Raw genomic sequence first — 19,712 nt, 5'->3', positions numbered from 1 at the left:
AGGGCGCTCGCAAGAGCGCCCTCATTTTCATGCTGGAAGCGACGGTCGGCGGTTCAATCCTCGGTTGCGCTTCGCCTTTTTGCCTTGGCGCGGCAATCACTGTACGAAGCTGGGATCCATAATTCAGCGACAGGGGTGACCCGTGACACAGAAGACCAGCCGGGACGACGATCTGTTGGACCAGCTCACCAGCGACAGCCGGCAGACGCGCCAGATTGCGCGCCGCCGCATGATTGCAGAGGCCGTGATGGGTGAAGGCTCGATGCGGATTGAAGACCTGACCGACCGCTTTGGGATCAGCCTGATGACGGCTCACCGCGATGTCGATGAACTCGTCAGCCGCGGCCTCTTCAGGAAGACGCGCGGCATCGTCACGGCGGCGGCGACCAATCTCATCGAATCCAGCGACGTCTATCGCTCGAACCGTCAGTCGGCCGAAAAGAAGCTGATCGCCGAGGCGGCAATGCAATTCGTCGAACCGGGGCAGGCGATCTTTTTCGATGACTCGACCACGGTTCTTCAGATGGCGGCGCATCTGCCGTCGAAGGTGCCGGTCACCGCGATCACCAATTCCCTGACGCTGATGAATGCGCTGACGGGCCTGCACGACGTGACGCTGCTCGCCCTCGGCGGCCAGTATTACAATTGGTGCAATGCCTTCATGGGCCGCATGACCATCAACGAGATCAAGGCTCTCAGGGCAGATGTCGCGTTCATCTCGATGTCGGCGATCAGCGACGGCACGGTGCTGCACCAGTCTCCTGAGACAGTCGATACCAAGCGCGCCATGTTCGACTGTTCCGTAAAACGCATCCTGCTTGCCGATCATACCAAGTTCGAACGGCGTGCACTCCACAGTTTCGCAGCACTGGATGAATTCGACGTCGTCATCGTCGACGACAAGACCCAGCCGGTGCACATCGACCGCATGCGGTCCAGAGATATCAACGTGATCATCGCCAAGGGCGCCGGAGGGCGCTCCTGACGGCGCCGGCCCGTTGCCCCTCGTGAGGTAAACCTGAATGCCGACACTGCTCGGGATCGATAGTGGTTTGACAGTCACCAAGGCCGTCATCTTCGATATCGACGGCACGCCGCTTGCGGTCGCCCGGCGCCGTGTCACGCAGTTCATTCCGAAGGCCCGCCATATCGAGCGCGACATGGATGAATTGTGGAACGCGACGGCCGATGCCATCCGCGAAGCGATTTTCCTTAGCGGGCGACCGGCAAGCGACATACAGGGCATTGCCGCTACCGCGCATGGAGACGGCATCTACCTGCTCGATCACGCCCGGAAACCGCTCGGCCGAGCCATTCTCTCGCTGGACAGCCGGGCAGGGGCGATCGTCGACCGGTGGATGGAGAGCGATGTCGCCGACCTGGCGATCGAGCTGACGGGGCAGATCCCGCATGTCTCCGCGCCATCGGCATTGCTTGCCTGGATCCGCGAAATGGAGCCTGAGCGCTACAAGCGCATTGGCCATTTCTGCAGCTGCAAGGACTGGCTGCGGTTCTGCCTGACCGGGATCATCGGTACGGACCGCACCGAAGCCAGCACTTCCTTCACCAATGTCAAAACGCAGAACTACAGTGAGGACGCCCTGCGGCTGTTTGGCTTGCAGGATCTGGTCCACGCCCTGCCGCCAGCCTCGCGCCCCGACCAGATCGTCGGACGCGTGACCCGTGAAGCCGCGCAGCAGACGGGCCTTGCCGAAGGAACGCCTGTCGTTGCCGGTCTGCATGACGTCACGGCCTCGGCGCTCGGGGCAGGGGGCTATGCCAAGGGCGTTGTCGCGGTCATTGCCGGGACCTATTCGATCAACGAGACGCTTTCGTCAGAACCGCGTGTCGACCGGCGCTGGTTCTGCCGCAACGGGATTGCGCCCGGCATCTGGAACAGCATGTCGATCTCCCCTGCATCGACAGCGAATTACGACTGGTTTCTCGACACGCTCTGCGCTGCCGAACGGACGAATGGCGAGCTGCAAGGCAACTCGATCCATGCCCTGTTGGCGCCCGAGATCGACGCCGCCTTCGAGCGCCCCTCGACGGCGCTCTTCCACCCCTATCTGTTCGGCTCGCCTTATGGCGCAGCCGCCAGCGCCGGCTTCTTCGGGCTCGGTGGATGGCACGACCGCGGCGACATGCTGCGCGCCGTGCTTGAAGGCATCGCCTTCAATCATCGCATCCATGTCGACGCGCTTCGCGACGGCTTTGCCTTCGATCAGGCGCGGCTCGCCGGTGGCGTCTCGCGCAATCCTGCCGTCGTGCAGATGTTTGCCGATGTGCTTGGCATGCCGGTCACGGTAACCGAGACGGATGAGGCGGCCGCCTGGGGTGCTGCGCTTTGTGCCGGGTCGGGCGCGGGTATCTTTGCCGATCCGCAGAGCGATCCGCGCGATACGGCCTCCATCGCGAAAACTTGCCGGCCGGATGCGGCGCGTAGCGCGGATTATGAAAAGCGTTACCGGGTATTCCGCGACATTGCCGACGCGATGATCCCCCTTTGGCCGAAGATTGCCGCGCTTGCGCCGGAGCAATCGGCAAATTGAAAAGACAAATGCCCGCCGCGGCGGGCGATTTAGGACGATGAGCATGACCCCCGATTTGCAGCAGCGCTTCTCGAACCTCGGCGAGAAGGATATCGACGTTTTGATCATCGGGGCAGGCATCAACGGCGCCGGCCTGTTCCGCGACCTCTCGCTACAGGGTGTCAATTGCCTGATCGTCGACAAGGCCGACTTTGCTTCCGGCACGAGCGCCGCACCATCGCGGCTCATTCACGGCGGCCTGAAATATCTGGAAACGGGTGAGTTCGGACTGGTGGCGCAATCGACGCTTGAGCGCAACCTCCTGCTCAAAAACGCGCCGCATTGCGTCGAACCGCTGCCGACCTTCATTCCGGTCTTTTCCTGGACGCGCGGCATCTGGGCAGCGATCCGGACGCTCCTTGGGTCGAAGACCGCGCCACGCAGCCGTGGCGCGGTTCTGATCAAGATCGGGCTTCGGCTTTACGACTTCTTCGGTTCGCGCGACCAGGTCATGCCGCGCCACCGGCTGATCCTGAAGAAACAGGCGCGCAGGGAGATGCCGCATATTACCCCCGCCATCGTCGCCGGCGGCATCTATTACGATGCCAAGATCAGCAGGCCGGAGCGGCTCGTCTATGAGCTCGTGCGTGATGGTCTCGATGCGAACACGGGGAGCCTCGCGGCAAATTTTGCGACACTGACTGCCGTTTCAGAAGGGCGTTTGACCTTCCGGCAGCCCGACGGTCGCGAGTTCAGCGTCGCTCCCAAGCTGGTCGTCAATGCGGCAGGTCCTTGGATCGATCAGGTCAACACTTTGCTCGGCGCTCCATCGCGGCTGATCGGCGGCACAAAGGGTTCCCATATCCTGCTTGACCATCCCGAATTGGTGCGAAGCCTCAACGGCCACATGATCTACTTCGAGGCCGACGACGGCCGCATCTGCCTGGTCTACGACTATCTCGGGCTGGCACTGGTCGGGTCGACCGACATTCCGGCAGGTGATCCGGACAATGTTTCCTGCGAGGAGCCGGAAACCGAGTATTTCCTCGAAAGCATCCGCTCGCTGCTGCCGACGCTTCGCTTCGATCGCGACCAGATCGTCTACAGCTATAGCGGCATCCGCCCTCTGCCAGCATCGGATGCAACCGCACCGGGGCTGATCAGCCGCGACCACTCCGCGCCGATGAAGGAACCCGAGGACGGTAGACCTTTTCCGGTCGTTTCGCTGGTCGGAGGCAAGTGGACGACGTTCCGCGGCTTTGCGGAAGAGGTCGCCGACACCGTTCTCTCCCGGCTACAGCGCAGCCGCAGCCAGTCGACACGCTATCTGGCGATCGGCGGCGGCAAGGCCTTTCCGGCTGATGCAGAGCAGCGTAACGCCTGGATCAGCGATACCGCGGCGCGCGGCGGCGTTGCTGCCGAGCGTGCCGACGAACTGCTCGGTCGCTATGGCACGACGGCTGTGGCCCTGCTTTCCTCCCCTTCAAACTATTCCGACGAACAGCGCCTGACGGGTGCTGCACGTTACAGTCTCCGTGAGATCGATTGGATCGCCCGCAACGAACTCGTCGTCCATCTGTCGGACATCGTGATGCGCCGCACGACGCTTGCGATCGAGGGTCGGTTGACGCTGGAAGGCTTGCGGGAAATCGCCGGCGTTGCCGAGGCGGCGCTCGGCTGGAGTGCCGAACGAACGGCAAGCGAAATCCAGGAGGTTGTCAGCCAGCTGAGCCGTTTCCACGGCCAGACGCTGACGGGCAAGCCTGCCGCCACCGAGCCGGAAAAGACACCCCGCCCGGCGTTGGGCTAGGACAGGATGATTTTAGGCCCGGTCGGCCTAAAATCTGAATCGTGTTCTACATTAAATAGTTAGAGCATGATGTCGTCTGAAAACCGCTTACAGTTTTCGGCATCATTCTCTAGCTCAGTTTCAGGAGAAAGCCGGATCGAGGGAACCGGATTTATAACGCTTCGCCATTTCCGAAACGGGAAGGGGCGTGATGCGGCCGGCCATGCCGGCAGTGCCGAACTGTTCGAAGCGCTCCTTGCAGAGCTTGGTCAGCGCCGTCATTGCCGGCTTCAGATATTTGCGCGGGTCGAACTCACTTGGGTCCTCCTGCAGCACGCGACGGATCTGACCGGTCATCGCCATTCTGCCATCGGTGTCGATGTTGACCTTACGCACGCCGTTCTTGATGCCGCGCTGGATTTCCTCGACCGGCACTCCCCATGTCGGCTTCATCTGGCCGCCATACTTGTTGATGATCTCCTGCAGCTCGATCGGGACCGAGGACGAGCCATGCATGACGAGATGCGTATTCGGGAGTTTACGGTGAATTTCTTCGATGACGTTCATCGCCAGCACCGAACCGTCCGGCTTGCGGGTGAACTTGTAGGCGCCATGCGATGTGCCCATCGCGATGGCGAGCGCATCGACCTTGGTTTCGCGCACGAACTTCACCGCCTCGTCCGGATCGGTCAGCAGCTGGTCATGCGAAAGCTTGCCCTCGGCGCCATGGCCGTCCTCGGCCTCGCCCATGCCGGTCTCCAGAGAACCGAGAACGCCGAGTTCGCCTTCCACCGAGATGCCGCCGAAATGCGCCATATCCGTCACCATCTTGGTGACGCCGACATTATAGGCCCAATCGGCGGGCGTCTTGGCGTCCGCCTTCAATGAACCATCCATCATCACCGAGGTAAAGCCCGCCTGGATCGCCGTCATGCAGTTGGAGGGATCGTTGCCGTGATCGAGATGCACGCAGACCGGAATATGCGGATAGATTTCGACGACCGCGTCCATCATGTGCTTCAACATGATGTCATGGGCATAGGCGCGGGCTCCGCGCGACGCCTGCATGATAACCGGCGCATGACACGCGTCGGCGGCTTCCATGATGGCGAGCGCCTGCTCCATATTATTGATGTTGAAAGCGGGAACGCCGTAGCCTTCCTCCGCAGCATGGTCGAGCAGTTGCCTCAGCGTAATGCGTGCCATCCAAGATTCCCCCATATCGATGGTCGATCGAAACGCCGCCATCTCTTCGAAACTAGAGCCCGGGCGTGAGCCGTTCAAGCGTCTTATTTTAATAGGCAAAATGGCATAGGAGGAGGAATGTAACAAGCAATAATAACAATATCACAACGGGCATGATATTTCTCAAGAGCCGGTTCGTATCGGCGAGCCGAATGAATTTAGTGGCAGTGCTGAAGAGGGGTGGGCCGTCACGGTCCCGGCGGTGGCAAGAACTCTTCAGCCAGACACCCCCGAGCGGCCGCTACGGTTATGGCTTGTGGTCGATGTCAGTCGGCCAAGAGTGGAATCCGGAATATCTGGCAAACCGGGTCAGATGAGACCGTATTGTTCCGCCTTATTGCGCAGGAACGGCAGCCCCTTGTCCATGACCTCTTCCATATCGCGTGCAACGGGGCGCCAAACGGCCAGGCCATAGGCGACCTCAGGCGGCATGTTGATGAAGCTTTCCATCGCGAGCCCGCCCTTGAAGCCAATCGCGGCGAGCGCGGCATAGATCGCATCCCACGGAATATTGCCGTAGCCCGGCGTGCCGCGGTCGCTTTCGGAAAGATGGATGTACTTCAGGTGGTCGCGGGCGGTCAGGATGCCGTTTGCCGCACCCTTCTCCTCGATATTCATGTGGTAGGTATCGAGGTGAACAAAGACGTTGTCCGCGCCGACCCGCTCCACCATGTCGACGGCCTGCTGCGCCGAGTTGATCAGGTGGTTCTCATAGCGGTTCACGGCCTCGACGCCGAGTTGGATGCCGTACTTCCTAGCATGCTTTGCCGCGACGTCGAGCACCTTGGCGATGTTGTCGTATTCGCCCTCAGTTGGCGGCACGCCGGTGCGCTCGCCGATGCCGCCGAAGATGACGCCGGACAGAGCTTCTGCGTTCATTTCCGCGGTCTTTTCGATCGCGACCTTCAGATGCTCGATCGCCGCATCCGGGCGGACGGAAGCCCAGGCATGTTCCGGCAGGCCGAGCGAGCAGACGGCGCGCAGCTTGTGCTTTTCAAGCAGGTCGCGAGTGTGTTTGGCATCGACGGCCGGCGCGTTGAGCAACGCGATCTCGATGAAGTCCATCTTGTAGCGCACGGCTCCGGCAATCGCCTTCTCGGCGCCTGCGCGGTCCCAGTTCATGGTCCACATACTGGTGTGAACGCCGAAACCTTCCATGGTCGTATCTCCTATTTCACGATTCTGATGAATTTGGCCGAGAGCCACCGCAGCACCATCACGACGATGAGCAGGATGCCCCAGACGGCAGTAGTGAGATGCTGGTTGGCGCCGAGCAGGTTGAGCCCCGAAGAGAGAAGCTGCAGCACGATCAGCGCCACGAAGACGGGCAGGACGCGGCCGAAGCCGCCGAAGGGATTGATGCCGCCGAGGAAGCAGGCGAGCACGGTGATCAGCAGATAGGATTCGCCGTGGCCGACGCGCACCGAATTGAAACGCGCAAGCATGATGATGCCGGCAACCGCAGCCATCACGCCGGAGAGCATGTAGACCAGCACCAGGACCTTGCGGGTGTTGATGCCGGAATAACGGGCAGACTCGATATTGGAGCCGATCATGTAAGTGGAAAAGCCGAGCCTGGAGCGCGAAAGCAAGACGTGGCTGGCGATCACGCAGGCGATCAGGATCAGCAACGGGACCGGGATACCGAGGATGCTGCCGTGGCCGATCGGCGCGATGAAGGTGGGGAAGCCCGAGATATCGCCGCCGCGTGTCAGGAATTCGCCGAGGCCGCGCAGGAAGATCATCATCGACAGCGAAACGAGGATCGGATGGGCGCGGGTAAAGGCGATGACCAGGCCCATGACCAGGCCGCTTGCCGCGCCGACGGCAAGCGCCAGAGCCGAGCCCAGCAGAAAGGCGCCCGGGCCGGCATCGATGCCGCCATTGGCCTGCAGCGTCCAGGCGAGCGTCAGGCCGGCGATGTTGGCGGTGAAGGTGATTGCAAGGTTGAGGCCGCCGGTGAGGATCGGCATCAGCATGGCAAGCGTCAGGACGCCAAGCTCGGGAAGCTGAAAGGCGACCGATCCGAAGGTCGCGCCTGTCAGGAAATGCGGCGAGGCGAAACCGAAGACGATGAGCACAGCTACGAGCGCGGCGAGGGGACCGGCCATGTCAGCCCCGAAGATGGCGTTGAAGCGGGCGGCGAACGCGTTCATCAGCTCTCTCCCCTGTCTGCGGGGCTGCCGCCGGTCGATTTGCGGGTCGCAAACACCGGCACCAGATTGCCGATGCGGGCGCTCGACAAGGTGATCGCAACGAGGATGATCGCGCCGACGATCATCTTGAAGGCGAAGGGCGAGACGCCCATCAGGTTGAGGCCGTTCTGGGTGATCGAGACGAGCAGCACGCCCAGCACGCAACCGAGCACCGAGCCTTTGCCGCCGCCCAGCCGCGCGCCACCGAGCACCACCGCGGCCAGGACATCGAGCTCGCGGCCATAAAGTGCGTTCGGCACGACCTCCTGCGCATAATGCGCCTGCATGAGCCCGGCGATGCCTGCCATCAACCCAAGCCAGCCGAAGGCGATGAACTGCATGGCGCCGATATTGATGCCGAAGCGGCGCGCGCCTTCCGGATTGTCGCCGAAGGCATAGAGCTGCCGGCCGGTCGTCGTGCGGGTAATGAAGAACCAGGTGGCGAGCGCGCAGACGGCCATGACCACTACAGGCAACGTGATCTCAGCCCAGCTCCCATCGGCCATTTCGCGCTCGTAGATGATGACACGGCTTGTCAGCCAGTCGGGCAGATTGTAGATCGACACCCCCTTGGTGAAAAACATCAGCAAGCCGAAATAGACGTTGAAGGTCGCGATCGTCGCGACGATCGAGATGATGCGGAAGCGGTGGATCAGGAAGGCGTTGATCACGCCGAGCACGATGCCGATGCCGGTCGCAATCAGGAAGCCGGATACCCATCCACCCCCGCCGATCCTCTCGAGCGCAAGTGCAGTGACATATTGCACGATCGAGGCGGCGACGGCGAAAGAGATGTCGATTCCGCCTGATATCAGCACCACGAGCAGGCCAACGGCAAAGATAATGTTGACCGCGCTGATATTGAGCAGGTCGAAGGCATTGCCGAGCGTGAAGAAACGGTCGGTCGTAAAAGCGAGGACAATGCTCATCGCGATGATGACGGCAAACAGCACAAATTCCGTCGTATGGGACAGGAACAGCTTACGCATAGACCGCCGCCTCCAGGTCCTTCAGTGTGGTCGCGCGCGGATCGTGCCAGCCGGCGATCCGGCCCTTTTCCATGTGGATGATCCGGTCGGCGTTGAAATAGACCTCCGGCACCTCGTCCGAGATGAGGATGATCGCAAGCCCCGCCTCGGCGAGGCGGGCAACGATTTCGAAGATGCCGGCGCGCGCGCCGACATCGACGCCGACCGTGGGTGCATCGAGGATCAACACTTTTGGATCGGTGGCGAGCCATTTGGCGATCGCGACGCGCTGCTGGTTACCGCCCGAAAGCGTCGAGATCGCATCGTCCTGCTTGCCGATCCTGATGCCGAGATCGGCGATCCAGCGCGCGACCAGCGAACGCTTCTTGTCCGGCGAAATGAGCCGGCCGCTCAGGATACGGTTAAGCGAGGCCATGACCAGATTGTCGGCGATGGATTGCGGCTGGTTGAGACCGAGCGAAAGGCGGTCTTCGGAGAGATAGGCGACGCCTGATGTGATCGCCTCGCGGTTGGAGGCAAAGCGCACCGGCTTTCCCTCCAACATGATCATTCCGGCGGCGGGCCGACGCATGCCGAACAGCGTCAGCGCAAGTTCGGTGCGCCCGGAGCCGAGCAGGCCGGTGATCCCGAGCGTCTCCCCACGGCGCAGATCAAAGGAGATGTCCTCGAACTCGCCAGGCCGGGAAAGTTTGCTGACAGAAAGCAGGACCGGGTTCTGCGATACGTCGCGGGCGAGAACATTCTGGTCGAAGGTGCGCCCGGTCATCAGCTCGGTGATCTTAGACTGGGTCATGCCCTCCACCGGATAGACCCCGACCAGTGCGCCATCGCGCAGCACGGTGATGCGCGAGGAGATGTCCAGCACTTCCGCAAGACGATGGCTGACGAAGACCACGGCAACGCCCGAAGCCGACAGCGTACGCACGATCGACAGCAGATGATCGGTCTCAGACTGGGTGAGCGAGGCGGTCGGCTCGTCCATGAAGACGATCCGGGCCTCTCCGACCAGCGCGCGGGCAATGGCAACGATCTGGCGCTGGGCGATGGCGAAGTCCTTGAGGGGTCTGTCGACGTCGAGGGTGACGCCGAGCCGGGCGAGCGCCTCCTCGGCTATTCCGCGGATCGCGGCATAATTGACGAAGCGCGGGCGCGAACCGGAAAGGGTCTGGAAGGCGATGTTTTCCGCCACGCTCATTTCCGGAAAGAGCGCGAGGTCCTGCCAGATGATCTGGATGCCGCGGGACTGGGCCATGGCAGGCGTCATGTGGGATATCGTCTCGCCGTCGAAGACGATCTCAGCGCCGTCTGCAGGCCGATAGACGCCTGATATCACCTTGATCAACGTGCTCTTGCCGGATCCATTCTCGCCGGCGAGGCAATGCACTTCGCCGGGCAAGACTTCGAAGGAGACGTTTTTCAGCGCCTTCACACCGCCGAATGTCATGTTGATGCCGCGAAGCAAAAGAAGCGGCTGGGCCTTCACACCATCATCCGTTGCCGTGCTCATGCCGATTGCCTGTCCAGTCGAATGCCATGAAAGATCAATGGTCCGGCCATGGCCGAATACCGCTCTCTCTCTCTCTCTCTCTCCCGAACGCCGGGCCGGTCGACATGGACCAGCCCGACACCCGGGGAGGGGGCCTCTTCAGAGGCCCATTGCGGCCAGGTCGTCGACCGTATCCTTGTTGATCGGCAGCAGTTGATCGACGATGATGTCGTTACCAACAGGCTTGATCACGCCGAGACCCGGAATGTCATCACCTTCCTTGACGCTCTCGCCCTTGATCAGGCGATCGGCGAGCGTGACGAAGACTTCGCCGGCCTGCTTCGGATTCCACATGAAGCCGCCCGATATCGCATCGGACTTGATCAGCTTCTGGCCCTGGCCGGGCGAGAATGGGCCGAGCACGAAGATTTTGCCCGTCTTGCGGCGTTCCTCGATGGCGCGCCCAGCGCCGATAGGACCCTGGCTGCCGAAGGCGAGGAAGCCGGTCAGATCCGGATGCGCGGCAATGAGATCGAGCGCCGTCGAGCGGCTCTTGTCGACATCTTCCGCCACGCCGTAGCGCTCGCCGACGAGCTTCATGTCCGGGTAATTCGCCTTGATATAGGCGATTGCGGCATCCGCCCAGGCGTTGTGGAGCGGCACGGTCAGCGAACCGACGAAGACGGCATATTCACCCTTGCCGCCCATTTTCTCGGCGAGCAGCTTGCCATGCGCTTCACCGAAGCCGGTGGCCGATGCGAGTTCGAAATTCCAGTCGGCGCCCTTCTGCGAGGGCGATTCATGCGTAATGACCTTGATGCCGGCGGCCTGCGCTTTGGTCAGCACCGGCTCGAGCACCTTGGCATCGTTCGGCACCACGCCGATAACCTTGACGCCTTGGGCAATCAGATCCTCGATGGCGCGCACCTGCAGCGCCGGATCGGCGCTGGTCGGGCCGATCATGAAGGCATCGACGCCTAATTTCTGGCCCTGTTCCTTGATGCCGGCTTCCATCGCGTTGAACCAGGGAATGCCGCCGATCTTGACGACAACACCGACCTTCGGCGCATCCTGCGCAAACGCGACCACCGCCCCGGCAAGCGACAGCGATGCGGCAAATGCCGCTACGATAAGGCTCCTCATTCTCACTCCTCCTCAAAGGTCGCTCATACGAACGACGACCACCGGCCGGTTTTGCGGCAGGTTGTTCCTGGTTGCTTCTTGGCGAGGGAATACCCTTGCCTCCCATCCCGCCTCCTCCGGCGAACCATCTTTGCACAATCGATCTTTCTTTTTTGCACAATCGATGGTGCAATGACTATCGATCAAGGTGGGGCTTTCGTCAAGAGGGGTTTGTTTCTAAGGGAAGCGACAAAGGAAAGGCGAGATATGACCGACATCGGCAAGAAGAAGGCGACGATCTACGATCTCTCGATGCTATCGGGTGCGTCGCCTTCCACCGTGAGCGCCGTGCTGAACGGAAGCTGGCGGAAGCGGCGTATCAAAGAGGCGACGGCGCAGCTCATTCAAAACCTGGCAAACGAGCACGGCTATACGGCAAACCTGCAGGCCCGTGGCCTGCGTTCGTCCCGCTCCGGTCTTGTCGGTCTTCTGCTGCCGGTGCACGACAACCGCTATTTCTCCTCCATGGCGCAGTCTTTCGAGGCGCAGGTCAGAAGCCGCGGCCAGTGCCCTCTCGTCGTCAGTGCCTGTCGCGATCCGGAGGAGGAGCGCAAGGTCGTCGAGACGTTGATCTCCTATTCGATCGACGAACTTTTCATCGCCGGCGCAACCGATCCGGATGGCGTGCACAAGGTTTGCGAAAAGGCAGGGCTGAAGCACGTCAACATCGATCTGCCGGGCACGCTGGCGCCGTCGATCATCAGCGACAATCATGAAGGTGCGCGCATGCTGACACAGGCGATCATCGAGCGCGCGCAGGACGACGGCCCGCTTTCACCTGACGATCTGTACCTGTTCGGCGGCCGCAACGACCACGCCAGCCATGAGCGAATTCGCGGTTTCCGCGACGTAAAGCGCGCATTGCTGGGCGCGGATCCCGACGTCTGCATCCAGCCGACCGGCTATTCCCCGGCCATGACGGCGCGTGCCTTCGAAGCCTTCTACGAAGGCCATGGAAAGCTGCCGCGCGCATTCTTCGTCAATTCCTCGATCAACCTCGAAGGGCTGATGCGTTTCCTCGCCCTGCATCCGCACGAGACCTTCGCCGATATCATCGTCGGCTGCTATGACTACGATCCCTTCGGCTCTTTCCTGCCTTTCCCCGTCTTCATGATCCGGCAGGACAGCGAAACGATGATTACAAAGGGGTTTGCGATCCTCGATGCGGACCGCCGCCCGCCAATCACGCATCTGGTGCGGCCGACACTCGTGCCACCACGCACGGCGCTGATCGGCCCACTCGATGCGCTGAAGGATATCGAGTAATGCCTCCCACCTCGTTGGAAACGCTGGGCTGACGGAGCAACAGACTTTTTGAGGCCGATCACGTTGGCATCGACATCGGATCTAGCTTTCTGTGATGCGGCGATCTTCATCGGAGCCGACGGAGAGCTGCTTCCAGTCCAGGTCCTCCTGCAGCTCGAGATATTGCGTAGCGCCGATCTGATCTGTGTCACGCAATTCCTCGAGGCGTTGGCGCTGGGCGAGAACGACGGCGATCGTCAGGTCGCGGCGGCGATCGAGCGGCGAGGTCTTGTCTGCATCGGTTGATGCGGTCCAATGATCCTTGCAGATCGTCCGGATCGCTTCGGCCTCGATGCCGTTTTCTTTCTCAAGCCGCTGAAAGGCCGCTTCGGCGAGCGATCTTCGGGCCGCCTTGAGTTCATCGCGGACTTCTGCCTGCCGACCGAGTTTCAAGAAATGGATCATCGGTGCCAGGGTCGCCCCCTGAATGACTAGGGTTGCGAGCACCACCGTGAAGGCTGTGAGCACGACCAGGTCTCGCTCGGGAAAGTCCGCGGGGAGTGCGAAGGCCGTCGCCAGCGTAACGAGGCCGCGCATACCGGCCCAACCCACGAGCAAGGTCTCGCCGGAAGTGAAAGGCGCCAATTCATTTCCTCTTCGGTGGCGAGACGCGACGACGGCGTGAAGCAGGAACGCCATCGCCATTCGCGCCAGAATGACGCCGACCACCACGATGGCGGCAAATCCCATCGCCCGCTGAAGCTCTTCAGCCGACATCGTCTCGAGGATGCGACGCGCCTGCAGCCCCATCAACAGGAAAGCCACCACGTTCAACAGGAATACGACGGTCGTCCAGACCGCGAAGGAATGCACCCGCATCCGTGGCGAATCCTCGACCGAAGAGAGGGTGGCGATGGTCATTGCGCTCGCTACTGTGGCAAGGACAGCCGACAGGTGCAGATGTTCGGCAATCAGCCAGGTCGAAAAGGCGTAGACGAACTGAAGCAGGGTGCCACCAACCGTATTTTCGGTTAACGGTCGAAGCCGTGAGACGACAAAGCCGAAGGCGATGCCGAACAGGATTCCTCCAGGCGCGGCGAACCCCACCTGAAGGGCCGTCCCCGCATCCAGCCCACCCCGCGCCTGGACGGTGAGCGCAGCCCCGAAAAGCAGCAGCGCGGTCGCATCGTTGAACAGGCTTTCTCCCTTGAGCAGGGCATCCACACGGCGCGCGACGGGCAAATTGGAAAGGACCGCCGTGGCGGCCGCGGCATCGGGCGGCGCAACGATTGCGCCGAGTGTGACTGCAACCGCAATCGGAAGCCCGACTGTCAGCATGCTGATCGACACCACCACGCCTGTCGTGACGAGAACGGCAACGACGGCATAGAAGAACAGCGGCAGCAGCATGCGCCGGGCCGCGCCCACCGGGAAATCATAAGCCGAGTCGACAAGGACGGGGGCGATGAACAGGGCAAGCGCCGTCGGCGGATCGATGGGGATCGTGGGCGCGCCGGGCAGCATCGCCACTGCGACGCCGGCGGCAGCCAGGATGCCGGGGTAGGGCAGGCGCGTGCGACGCGTCACCTGCAGCAACAGGATGGCAACCGCCAGCAATGCAACAAGTGTTTCGAAGAACGTCATTTCAGCATACTAGCAGGCTTTCGAGCACATTGAAGCGGGTGCCGCCCCGATGTAAAGCTTGTGTCGTATCAAGCTGATGAGGGCGACGATGGACTACGAGGTTGCGATTGTCGGCGCTGGCGCAGCCGGCATTGCAGCAGCAAAAAGACTTGCCGATGCTGGCCGCTCGGTCCTCATCCTGGAGGCCAGCAGCCGCGTGGGCGGGCGAGCCTGGACAATCGAATTGGCCGGAATGCCGCTGGATATGGGTTGCGGCTGGCTGCATTCTGCCGAGCGCAATCCTTTCGTCGCCATTGGCCGTGCCTCCGGGTTCAATATCGAGCGCGGGCCGACGGCATGGCAAGGCCAGTGGCGCAATCTCGGCTTCACACAGGATGAGCGTACGGCGGCGGCGGCGGCTTGGACCGCACTCAAGACGCGGATGCGGGTCAGCCCCCCCGCCAGCGACAGGGCGTCAGACGCGCTGGAGCCCGGCGGCGAATGGAACGCCTACTGCCAGTCCTTAAGCGGATATCTGAACGGCGCACCGCTCGATCGATTGTCGATCGCTGACTTTCTTGCCTATGACAATGCGGCGACCGACGCCAATTGGCGGGTGCACGAAGGCTATGGAAGTCTGATCAGCGCGGCCGCTCCGAACGTGGCCTTGCGCCTTTCGACGCCGGTTCGGCGTGTGGCAATGACCGCAAACGGCATCCGACTGGAGACCGACCGCGGTCCTGTCACGTCAGGTGCCGCAATCATCACGGCATCGACGACCGTTCTGGCCCGCGGAGCCATTGTCTTCGACCCGGGGGCCGACGAACACCTCCATGCCGCAAGTCAGCTGCCGCTTGGCCTCGCAGACAAGCTGTTTTTGGAACTCCATGGCAATCATGGTTTAGAGCCGGAAACCCATCTGCTCGGCGACCCGCAAAATGCTGAGACCGGCAGCTATTATATCCGGCCGCTCGGCCGGCCAATCATCGAAGGCTTCTTTGGCGGAAACGGCGCTGTCGTCATCGAACGCGCGGGTTTGGTGGACGCATTTGCCTTCGCGCTCGACCAGCTGACATCGCTGCTCGGCAGCAACATCCGCCGCCACTTGCGGCCGCTGGCAGCCTCTTCCTGGTGTCGTACCGATTGGATAGGCGGCTCCTACAGCCATGCGCTGCCCGGCCATGCGGGCGCACGCGCAGTCCTGGCGCGACCGGTCGGCGACCGGCTGTTTTTTGCCGGCGAGGCGACGCACCAGTCCGACTTCTCGACCGCGCATGGCGCATGGGAAAGCGGGTTGCGGGCCGCCGACCAGGCTGCGGCTGTTCTGCCACCCATATGATATCCCGGCCACTGACCCCTAGTTTAGAAAACACATTGGTGGAATTTCACCGCCTAACGTCAAGACGAGGAGCCTGATGAAATGGGTGCGCTCGCTCCGAGAGAAGCGGTTAGCCTGTAGCTTTATCATTGTCAGGCTGTGAGCGGGTCATAACATCACTGATCGATTTTGATTGCCGAAGCTGCGGAGCCTGCTGCTCCTTTTCGCCGACCTGGCCCAGATTTTCCACCGAAACAGAAGCTGCTCTCGATAAAGCCGGCTGTGGCGGTTCAGCACCCGTGATAACACCCCAACCTTCGGCGCTGGCGTTACCGTCTGTAGATTTTCGAGGGTTTTGCTTCCACCTCGACCCTGCGGTGGCGTCACCGGTTCACATCCCTTCAAGAGCACTAACGGGCGAGGCCTCGGCTGAATCGTACCGATTTACAACGATTGCTTCGAGTCTTTCTCGCAACACCTGAGCGGGAACTGTAATCTTGGAAGGATTTGGCTGGATTAGAGCGATTCAGTTACGGTATCCGTAGGACTGCGAAGCGATTTGCGCGAGCGGGACAGCTAGAGACAGCACGTCCGCATCTCCTAAAGCAGGATCTTGATGAACGCGGATATGATAGCCGCCTGGGCGGTGGAAAATGGATTCCATGCGATGGATTCCGGGAATTATCGTCGCCATGACAATGCAGGCGTGATCACGATCGAGATAAAGAGGATGTCATTCCTCCTCATCGATGAGAGGCAGGGATTGCAACCGCGCCTCATATCGCGGTTGTTCAAAGATATATCCCTCACAAGCGGGAGCGGCCGCTTGCAGGGTCTTCTTCGTGACCGCAATCCCAATCATTGAGCGCTCACGCTATCCCCCAGCCCAGCCAATTCAGGTGGCGGATCATGGCTGACGCCGATGAGCACCGTCTCAAACGTTCTACACTTTCAATATTTCTTCTTGCGAACGATCTTGTTGCCGCGGGGTCCGCTCACGATGGGTGTTCGGTCGCGGTTTTCTGCAAGCAGGTTCCGCCAGCGTTCCAGGCGATCGGCGACCAGGGCACCGCTTGCGACAGCTGCCTGGACCGCGCACCCAGGTTCATGGACATGCGTGCAATCGCGAAAGCGGCAAAGCGGCGCCAGTTCGGTTATTTCAGCAAAGAGGGTGTCTATGCCGTCGGCAACATCGCTCACGTAAAGCGTTCTTATTCCCGGTGTATCGATGACCCAGCCGCCGCCTGAAATTGCATGCAGGGATCGCGCCGTGGTTGTGTGTCGGCCCTGCGCGTCATATTCGCGGATGGTGCCTGTTTTTTGCTTTGTGTCAGATTCAGGCCCGGTCATGGTGTTCACCAGCGTTGATTTTCCGACACCAGAAGATCCCACCAACGCAACCGTCTGGCCAACACCGCACCAGGGCCTCAACCGGGAAACGGCGTCCGCGGAGCGCCCATTCAAGGCAATGACAGGCAGATCGCGCTGCAAAGCCTCGGCTTGCGTCTGGAATATGCCGGCATCTTCCGCGGTGTCAGCCTTCGTCAGCACAATCACCGGATTGCTCCCGGCCTGGTTGGCCATGATCAGGTAACGTTCCAGCCGAGCAAGATTAAAATCGGCATTGCACGAGGTCACGATCAACAGGGTGTCGATGTTGGCGGCAACAAGTTGCTGACCACGCCCGCCTTCCGGGCGTCGTTGAAAGACGCTTTTTCGGTCGAGACGTCTGATAAGCATGTCAGTCAGGGCATCGGCAAGAACCCAGTCGCCCACCGCGTATTCACCAGTACTGGTATTGGATGGAAATTCGAGTCCGACCGGCCCGGTGACATCGATCGCCTCGATGCGTGCCCGGTGAACTGAAGCGATGCGTCGGGGGATCAAGTCCGCTTCGCTGGGCTGGAGCTGGTCCGCGAAGAATTCAGACCACCCAAGCAGTTCCAGCGGTGAAGAAAGTTGGGAGCTTGTCAAATCTTGTTCCACTTTCAGTAAGGCTGCCATAAGGGGTTTTTGAATGATCTTCCGCGGCGTTTCGCCTAGCTGCGTGGATGATCCCGTTTTGGCAACGAGGTTGCGTAAGCAGCAGCTTCGCCGGGGTAGGGGAAATCGTCCCCGAGCTGACGGTCGCCATCGTAAACTTTGAAAGTCGGCCCTTCAACTTCAACGATCTTATAGCCATTCACGTATTCGATCTTCGGTGTTTTCCAGCCCATCAAAGGTCTCCTGTCCGGTCCGAGGGTTGTCTCTGAAGATGGTGCCAAGACCTCATACTCAGCGGTCTATGACCTATCAGGTGCTTCACGATTAGCCAACGCCGGTTCGATCCCGTTCAAGACCACGTTTCGTCTGCAAATTCGGCGAAGCGTCACCGCCATGCTGGTTTAAAGGTGATCAATGGGGCACGAGTGGCGAGGGCGATCGCCTAATCGACGTGGTCGAGCCCGCCGGCTCAGATACCTTTGCCGTCAACAAACTCGGCGGCAAGCAAGTGGCTCGCGCCTGCGCCCGCATTTCCCTCGACCAGACGCGCGACTGACCTTCAATCAAGGCGATCTATTCCGACCTGCAGTGCCAGCCGTATTGTTTAGGAGAGCACCGAGCAGGCCGCCAATACGTGCTCGTTTGGGTTTTCACCGAACCAATCGCGCGGCCAAAAACCGGCAGCACAATCCGTTACCCGTTGACGCTCCGAGCAGTCGCAGCGCTACCGCCGCCGGCAGCCCGGCGCGTAGCAAGCGCCTTGGCCGAAAAGAGCGCGTAAATGATCAGCGGAAGACAGACGAGATAGGATGTCCGGATGCCAGCATGTTCGGCAATGAAACCGAGCAGCGGCGGCGCCAGGAAGAAGACTACAAAGCTCATCTGGCCGAGGGCGGCGACGTTGAGATACGCTGCGCGATCTGTGCGTTGGGCCGCCGCCGAAACGGCGAGAGGATAGACCGCGCTGCAGCCAGCGCCCATCAAGGCAAAGCCCGCCAGCGCGACATAGGGATGCGGCGCCCCGGACACGGCGCAGATGCCTATCGCCGAAAGAACAAGCAACATCGTGGCGACGGCCCGCGCGCCAAACCGATCGACCAGCGGATCGACGAACAGCCGCGCCAGCGCCATGCAGAAGGTAAAAAGCGTCAATCCCAGTCCGCCAATGAAGGGCTCGACCGAAAACACATCGCGCATATAGATCGCCGACCAGTCGATCCCGGCACCTTCGACGAGAAAGGCCGCGATGCCGATCACGCAGAGCGGCATTAGGCCCCAGGTGGGAAGCGCTACCAGCGGCGCCTTGCCTTCATGCAACGCGATCCGCGCCGGCGCATTCCGCATGCCGGAAATCGCCCAGATGCCGATGACAAGAACCGTGACAAAGGTCGCGGCGAGATGGAGTTCCATCGAAATGCCCGCTTGGCGGACGACTGAGGAGACAAGCGCCGTGACGAAGAAGCCGAGGCTCCAGAAACCATGCGCCCTGTTCATCACGCCGCGTCCTAGCTGCGCTTCGATGCGGTCGATCTCAACATTGAGATTGATCTCCAGCGCCCCGGCGAGCAACCCCTCGAGGAAGAGCACACAGAACACGACCGGCGCCGCACCGATCCACGGCACCAGCGACAGCAGCGCAGACGTGCCGAGAACAGTAATGAATGCCGTCGTACGCGCGCCGAGCCGGGCGATCAAGGGCGAAGATAAAGTTAACGAAATCAAGGCGCCGATCGCAGCCCCTATCAGCGTCAACCCAAGCTCGGACTTATTGACGCCCATCGCAACCTGCAAATCCGGCATCCTCGACAGCAGCGCCCCCAGCGACACTGCGAAGAGAAAGAAGCAGACATAGATCCGCTGCTGCGGCGCGATTTTCATGATGCAACTCCGGGGATTGACGCGTCGAAGCTAAACACGCGCGTATGGACCTGGGATGTCTATCTCACAGGGCCCAAGATCGAAACTAGTTTCCGAGGGAATGCATCGGAGAAGGTTATCTTAGGGAGCGGCGCGATTTGCCTAGCCGCCGTGACGTGGCTTGCCATTTGATCAAGGTTGCCGCGATTTCGAACGCGAGTTTCGTACCGCTTGAGAGCAAGAACCATGTTTTCGTGCCGGACAAGCCT

Annotated in this window: 16 protein-coding genes and 2 pseudogenes; 8 read left to right on the top strand and 10 right to left on the bottom strand. The window is 61.1% G+C overall.

Going from position 1 to position 19,712, the window contains the following annotated elements; translation table 11 throughout:
- The first annotated feature begins 142 nt into the window (after window positions 1–142).
- Genes G9X68_RS15430 through G9X68_RS15420 form a run of 3 tightly spaced genes read left to right on the top strand, consistent with a single transcriptional unit; the run spans window position 143 to window position 4,341 of the window.
- Complete coding sequence (locus tag G9X68_RS15430) at window positions 143–985, top strand: DeoR family transcriptional regulator (RefSeq protein WP_171603132.1); 843 nt, start codon at window positions 143–145, stop codon at window positions 983–985.
- Window positions 986–1,022: 37 nt separating this feature from the next.
- Window positions 1,023–2,552: an FGGY-family carbohydrate kinase gene (locus G9X68_RS15425; RefSeq protein WP_171603131.1), complete on the top strand. Its 1,530-nt coding sequence runs from the start codon at window positions 1,023–1,025 to the stop codon at window positions 2,550–2,552.
- Window positions 2,553–2,589: 37 nt separating this feature from the next.
- Window positions 2,590–4,341 carry a glycerol-3-phosphate dehydrogenase/oxidase gene (locus G9X68_RS15420; RefSeq protein ID WP_171603130.1) on the top strand — a complete coding sequence of 584 codons (1,752 nt, stop codon included), beginning with the start codon at window positions 2,590–2,592 and terminating at the stop codon, window positions 4,339–4,341.
- A 120-nt stretch (window positions 4,342–4,461) separates the two neighbouring features.
- Here the strand turns inward: G9X68_RS15420 and fba are convergent, their stop codons facing one another.
- The 6 genes from fba to G9X68_RS15390 all read right to left on the bottom strand — a co-directional run bounded on the left by fba (window position 4,462) and on the right by G9X68_RS15390 (window position 11,378).
- Window positions 4,462–5,526 carry a class II fructose-bisphosphate aldolase gene (fba, locus tag G9X68_RS15415; protein ID WP_011648981.1) on the bottom strand — a complete coding sequence of 355 codons (1,065 nt, stop codon included), beginning with the start codon at window positions 5,524–5,526 and terminating at the stop codon, window positions 4,462–4,464.
- Window positions 5,527–5,874: 348 nt separating this feature from the next.
- Window positions 5,875–6,723: a sugar phosphate isomerase/epimerase family protein gene (locus G9X68_RS15410; protein ID WP_171603129.1), complete on the bottom strand. Its 849-nt coding sequence runs from the start codon at window positions 6,721–6,723 to the stop codon at window positions 5,875–5,877.
- Between the two features lie 11 nt (window positions 6,724–6,734).
- Complete coding sequence (locus G9X68_RS15405; RefSeq protein ID WP_171603128.1) at window positions 6,735–7,721, bottom strand: ABC transporter permease; 987 nt, start codon at window positions 7,719–7,721, stop codon at window positions 6,735–6,737.
- Window positions 7,721–8,749 carry an ABC transporter permease gene (locus tag G9X68_RS15400; RefSeq protein WP_171603127.1) on the bottom strand — a complete coding sequence of 343 codons (1,029 nt, stop codon included), beginning with the start codon at window positions 8,747–8,749 and terminating at the stop codon, window positions 7,721–7,723. Before G9X68_RS15400 ends, G9X68_RS15405 begins: the two co-directional genes overlap by 1 nt.
- Complete coding sequence (locus G9X68_RS15395) at window positions 8,742–10,256, bottom strand: sugar ABC transporter ATP-binding protein (protein WP_171603126.1); 1,515 nt, start codon at window positions 10,254–10,256, stop codon at window positions 8,742–8,744. Before G9X68_RS15395 ends, G9X68_RS15400 begins: the two co-directional genes overlap by 8 nt.
- 138 nt (window positions 10,257–10,394) lie before the next feature.
- Window positions 10,395–11,378, bottom strand: coding sequence for an autoinducer 2 ABC transporter substrate-binding protein (locus G9X68_RS15390; RefSeq protein ID WP_129417506.1), 984 nt, complete (start codon window positions 11,376–11,378; stop codon window positions 10,395–10,397).
- Between the two features lie 246 nt (window positions 11,379–11,624).
- Between G9X68_RS15390 and G9X68_RS15385 the strand changes: the two genes are divergently transcribed.
- Window positions 11,625–12,683 carry a LacI family DNA-binding transcriptional regulator gene (locus G9X68_RS15385; RefSeq protein ID WP_171603125.1) on the top strand — a complete coding sequence of 353 codons (1,059 nt, stop codon included), beginning with the start codon at window positions 11,625–11,627 and terminating at the stop codon, window positions 12,681–12,683.
- Window positions 12,684–12,764: 81 nt separating this feature from the next.
- On the opposite strand, the gene G9X68_RS15380 is transcribed toward G9X68_RS15385, so the two are convergent.
- Window positions 12,765–14,306 (bottom strand): cation:proton antiporter, encoded by a 1,542-nt coding sequence (locus G9X68_RS15380; RefSeq protein ID WP_171603124.1) that lies wholly within the window; start codon window positions 14,304–14,306, stop codon window positions 12,765–12,767.
- Between the two features lie 88 nt (window positions 14,307–14,394).
- On the opposite strand from G9X68_RS15380, the gene G9X68_RS15375 reads away from it, so the two are divergent.
- The 3 genes and pseudogenes from G9X68_RS15375 (at window position 14,395) to G9X68_RS15370 (ending at window position 16,468) form a co-directional block, all read left to right on the top strand.
- Window positions 14,395–15,624, top strand: coding sequence for a flavin monoamine oxidase family protein (locus G9X68_RS15375; RefSeq protein ID WP_171603123.1), 1,230 nt, complete (start codon window positions 14,395–14,397; stop codon window positions 15,622–15,624).
- A 149-nt stretch (window positions 15,625–15,773) separates the two neighbouring features.
- Window positions 15,774–15,875: pseudogene (locus tag G9X68_RS32315) on the top strand (YkgJ family cysteine cluster protein); the annotation flags it as partial.
- A 344-nt stretch (window positions 15,876–16,219) separates the two neighbouring features.
- Window positions 16,220–16,468, top strand: coding sequence for a hypothetical protein (locus G9X68_RS15370; protein WP_027663746.1), 249 nt, complete (start codon window positions 16,220–16,222; stop codon window positions 16,466–16,468).
- An 86-nt stretch (window positions 16,469–16,554) separates the two neighbouring features.
- Here G9X68_RS15370 and rsgA read toward each other — a convergent pair whose 3' ends face one another.
- Together rsgA and G9X68_RS15360 are read right to left on the bottom strand one after the other, a co-directional pair.
- Entirely contained in the window at window positions 16,555–17,607 is a 1,053-nt protein-coding gene (gene rsgA / locus G9X68_RS15365; protein WP_171603122.1) for a ribosome small subunit-dependent GTPase A, read from the bottom strand.
- 35 nt (window positions 17,608–17,642) lie between these two features.
- Window positions 17,643–17,819 carry a hypothetical protein gene (locus G9X68_RS15360; protein WP_164902139.1) on the bottom strand — a complete coding sequence of 59 codons (177 nt, stop codon included), beginning with the start codon at window positions 17,817–17,819 and terminating at the stop codon, window positions 17,643–17,645.
- Between the two features lie 197 nt (window positions 17,820–18,016).
- Between G9X68_RS15360 and G9X68_RS32405 the strand changes: the two are divergent.
- Window positions 18,017–18,150: pseudogene (locus G9X68_RS32405) on the top strand (sugar ABC transporter ATP-binding protein); the annotation flags it as partial.
- Window positions 18,151–18,279: 129 nt separating this feature from the next.
- Here the strand turns inward: G9X68_RS32405 and G9X68_RS15350 are convergent.
- Window positions 18,280–19,464: an MFS transporter gene (locus tag G9X68_RS15350; protein ID WP_171603121.1), complete on the bottom strand. Its 1,185-nt coding sequence runs from the start codon at window positions 19,462–19,464 to the stop codon at window positions 18,280–18,282.
- Between the last annotated feature and the right edge of the window lie 248 nt (window positions 19,465–19,712).

Source organism: Rhizobium changzhiense, assembly GCF_013087625.1.
Classification (GTDB): Bacteria; Pseudomonadota; Alphaproteobacteria; order Rhizobiales; family Rhizobiaceae; genus Rhizobium; species Rhizobium sophorae.
This window is presented reverse-complemented; position numbering and strand designations above follow the sequence as displayed.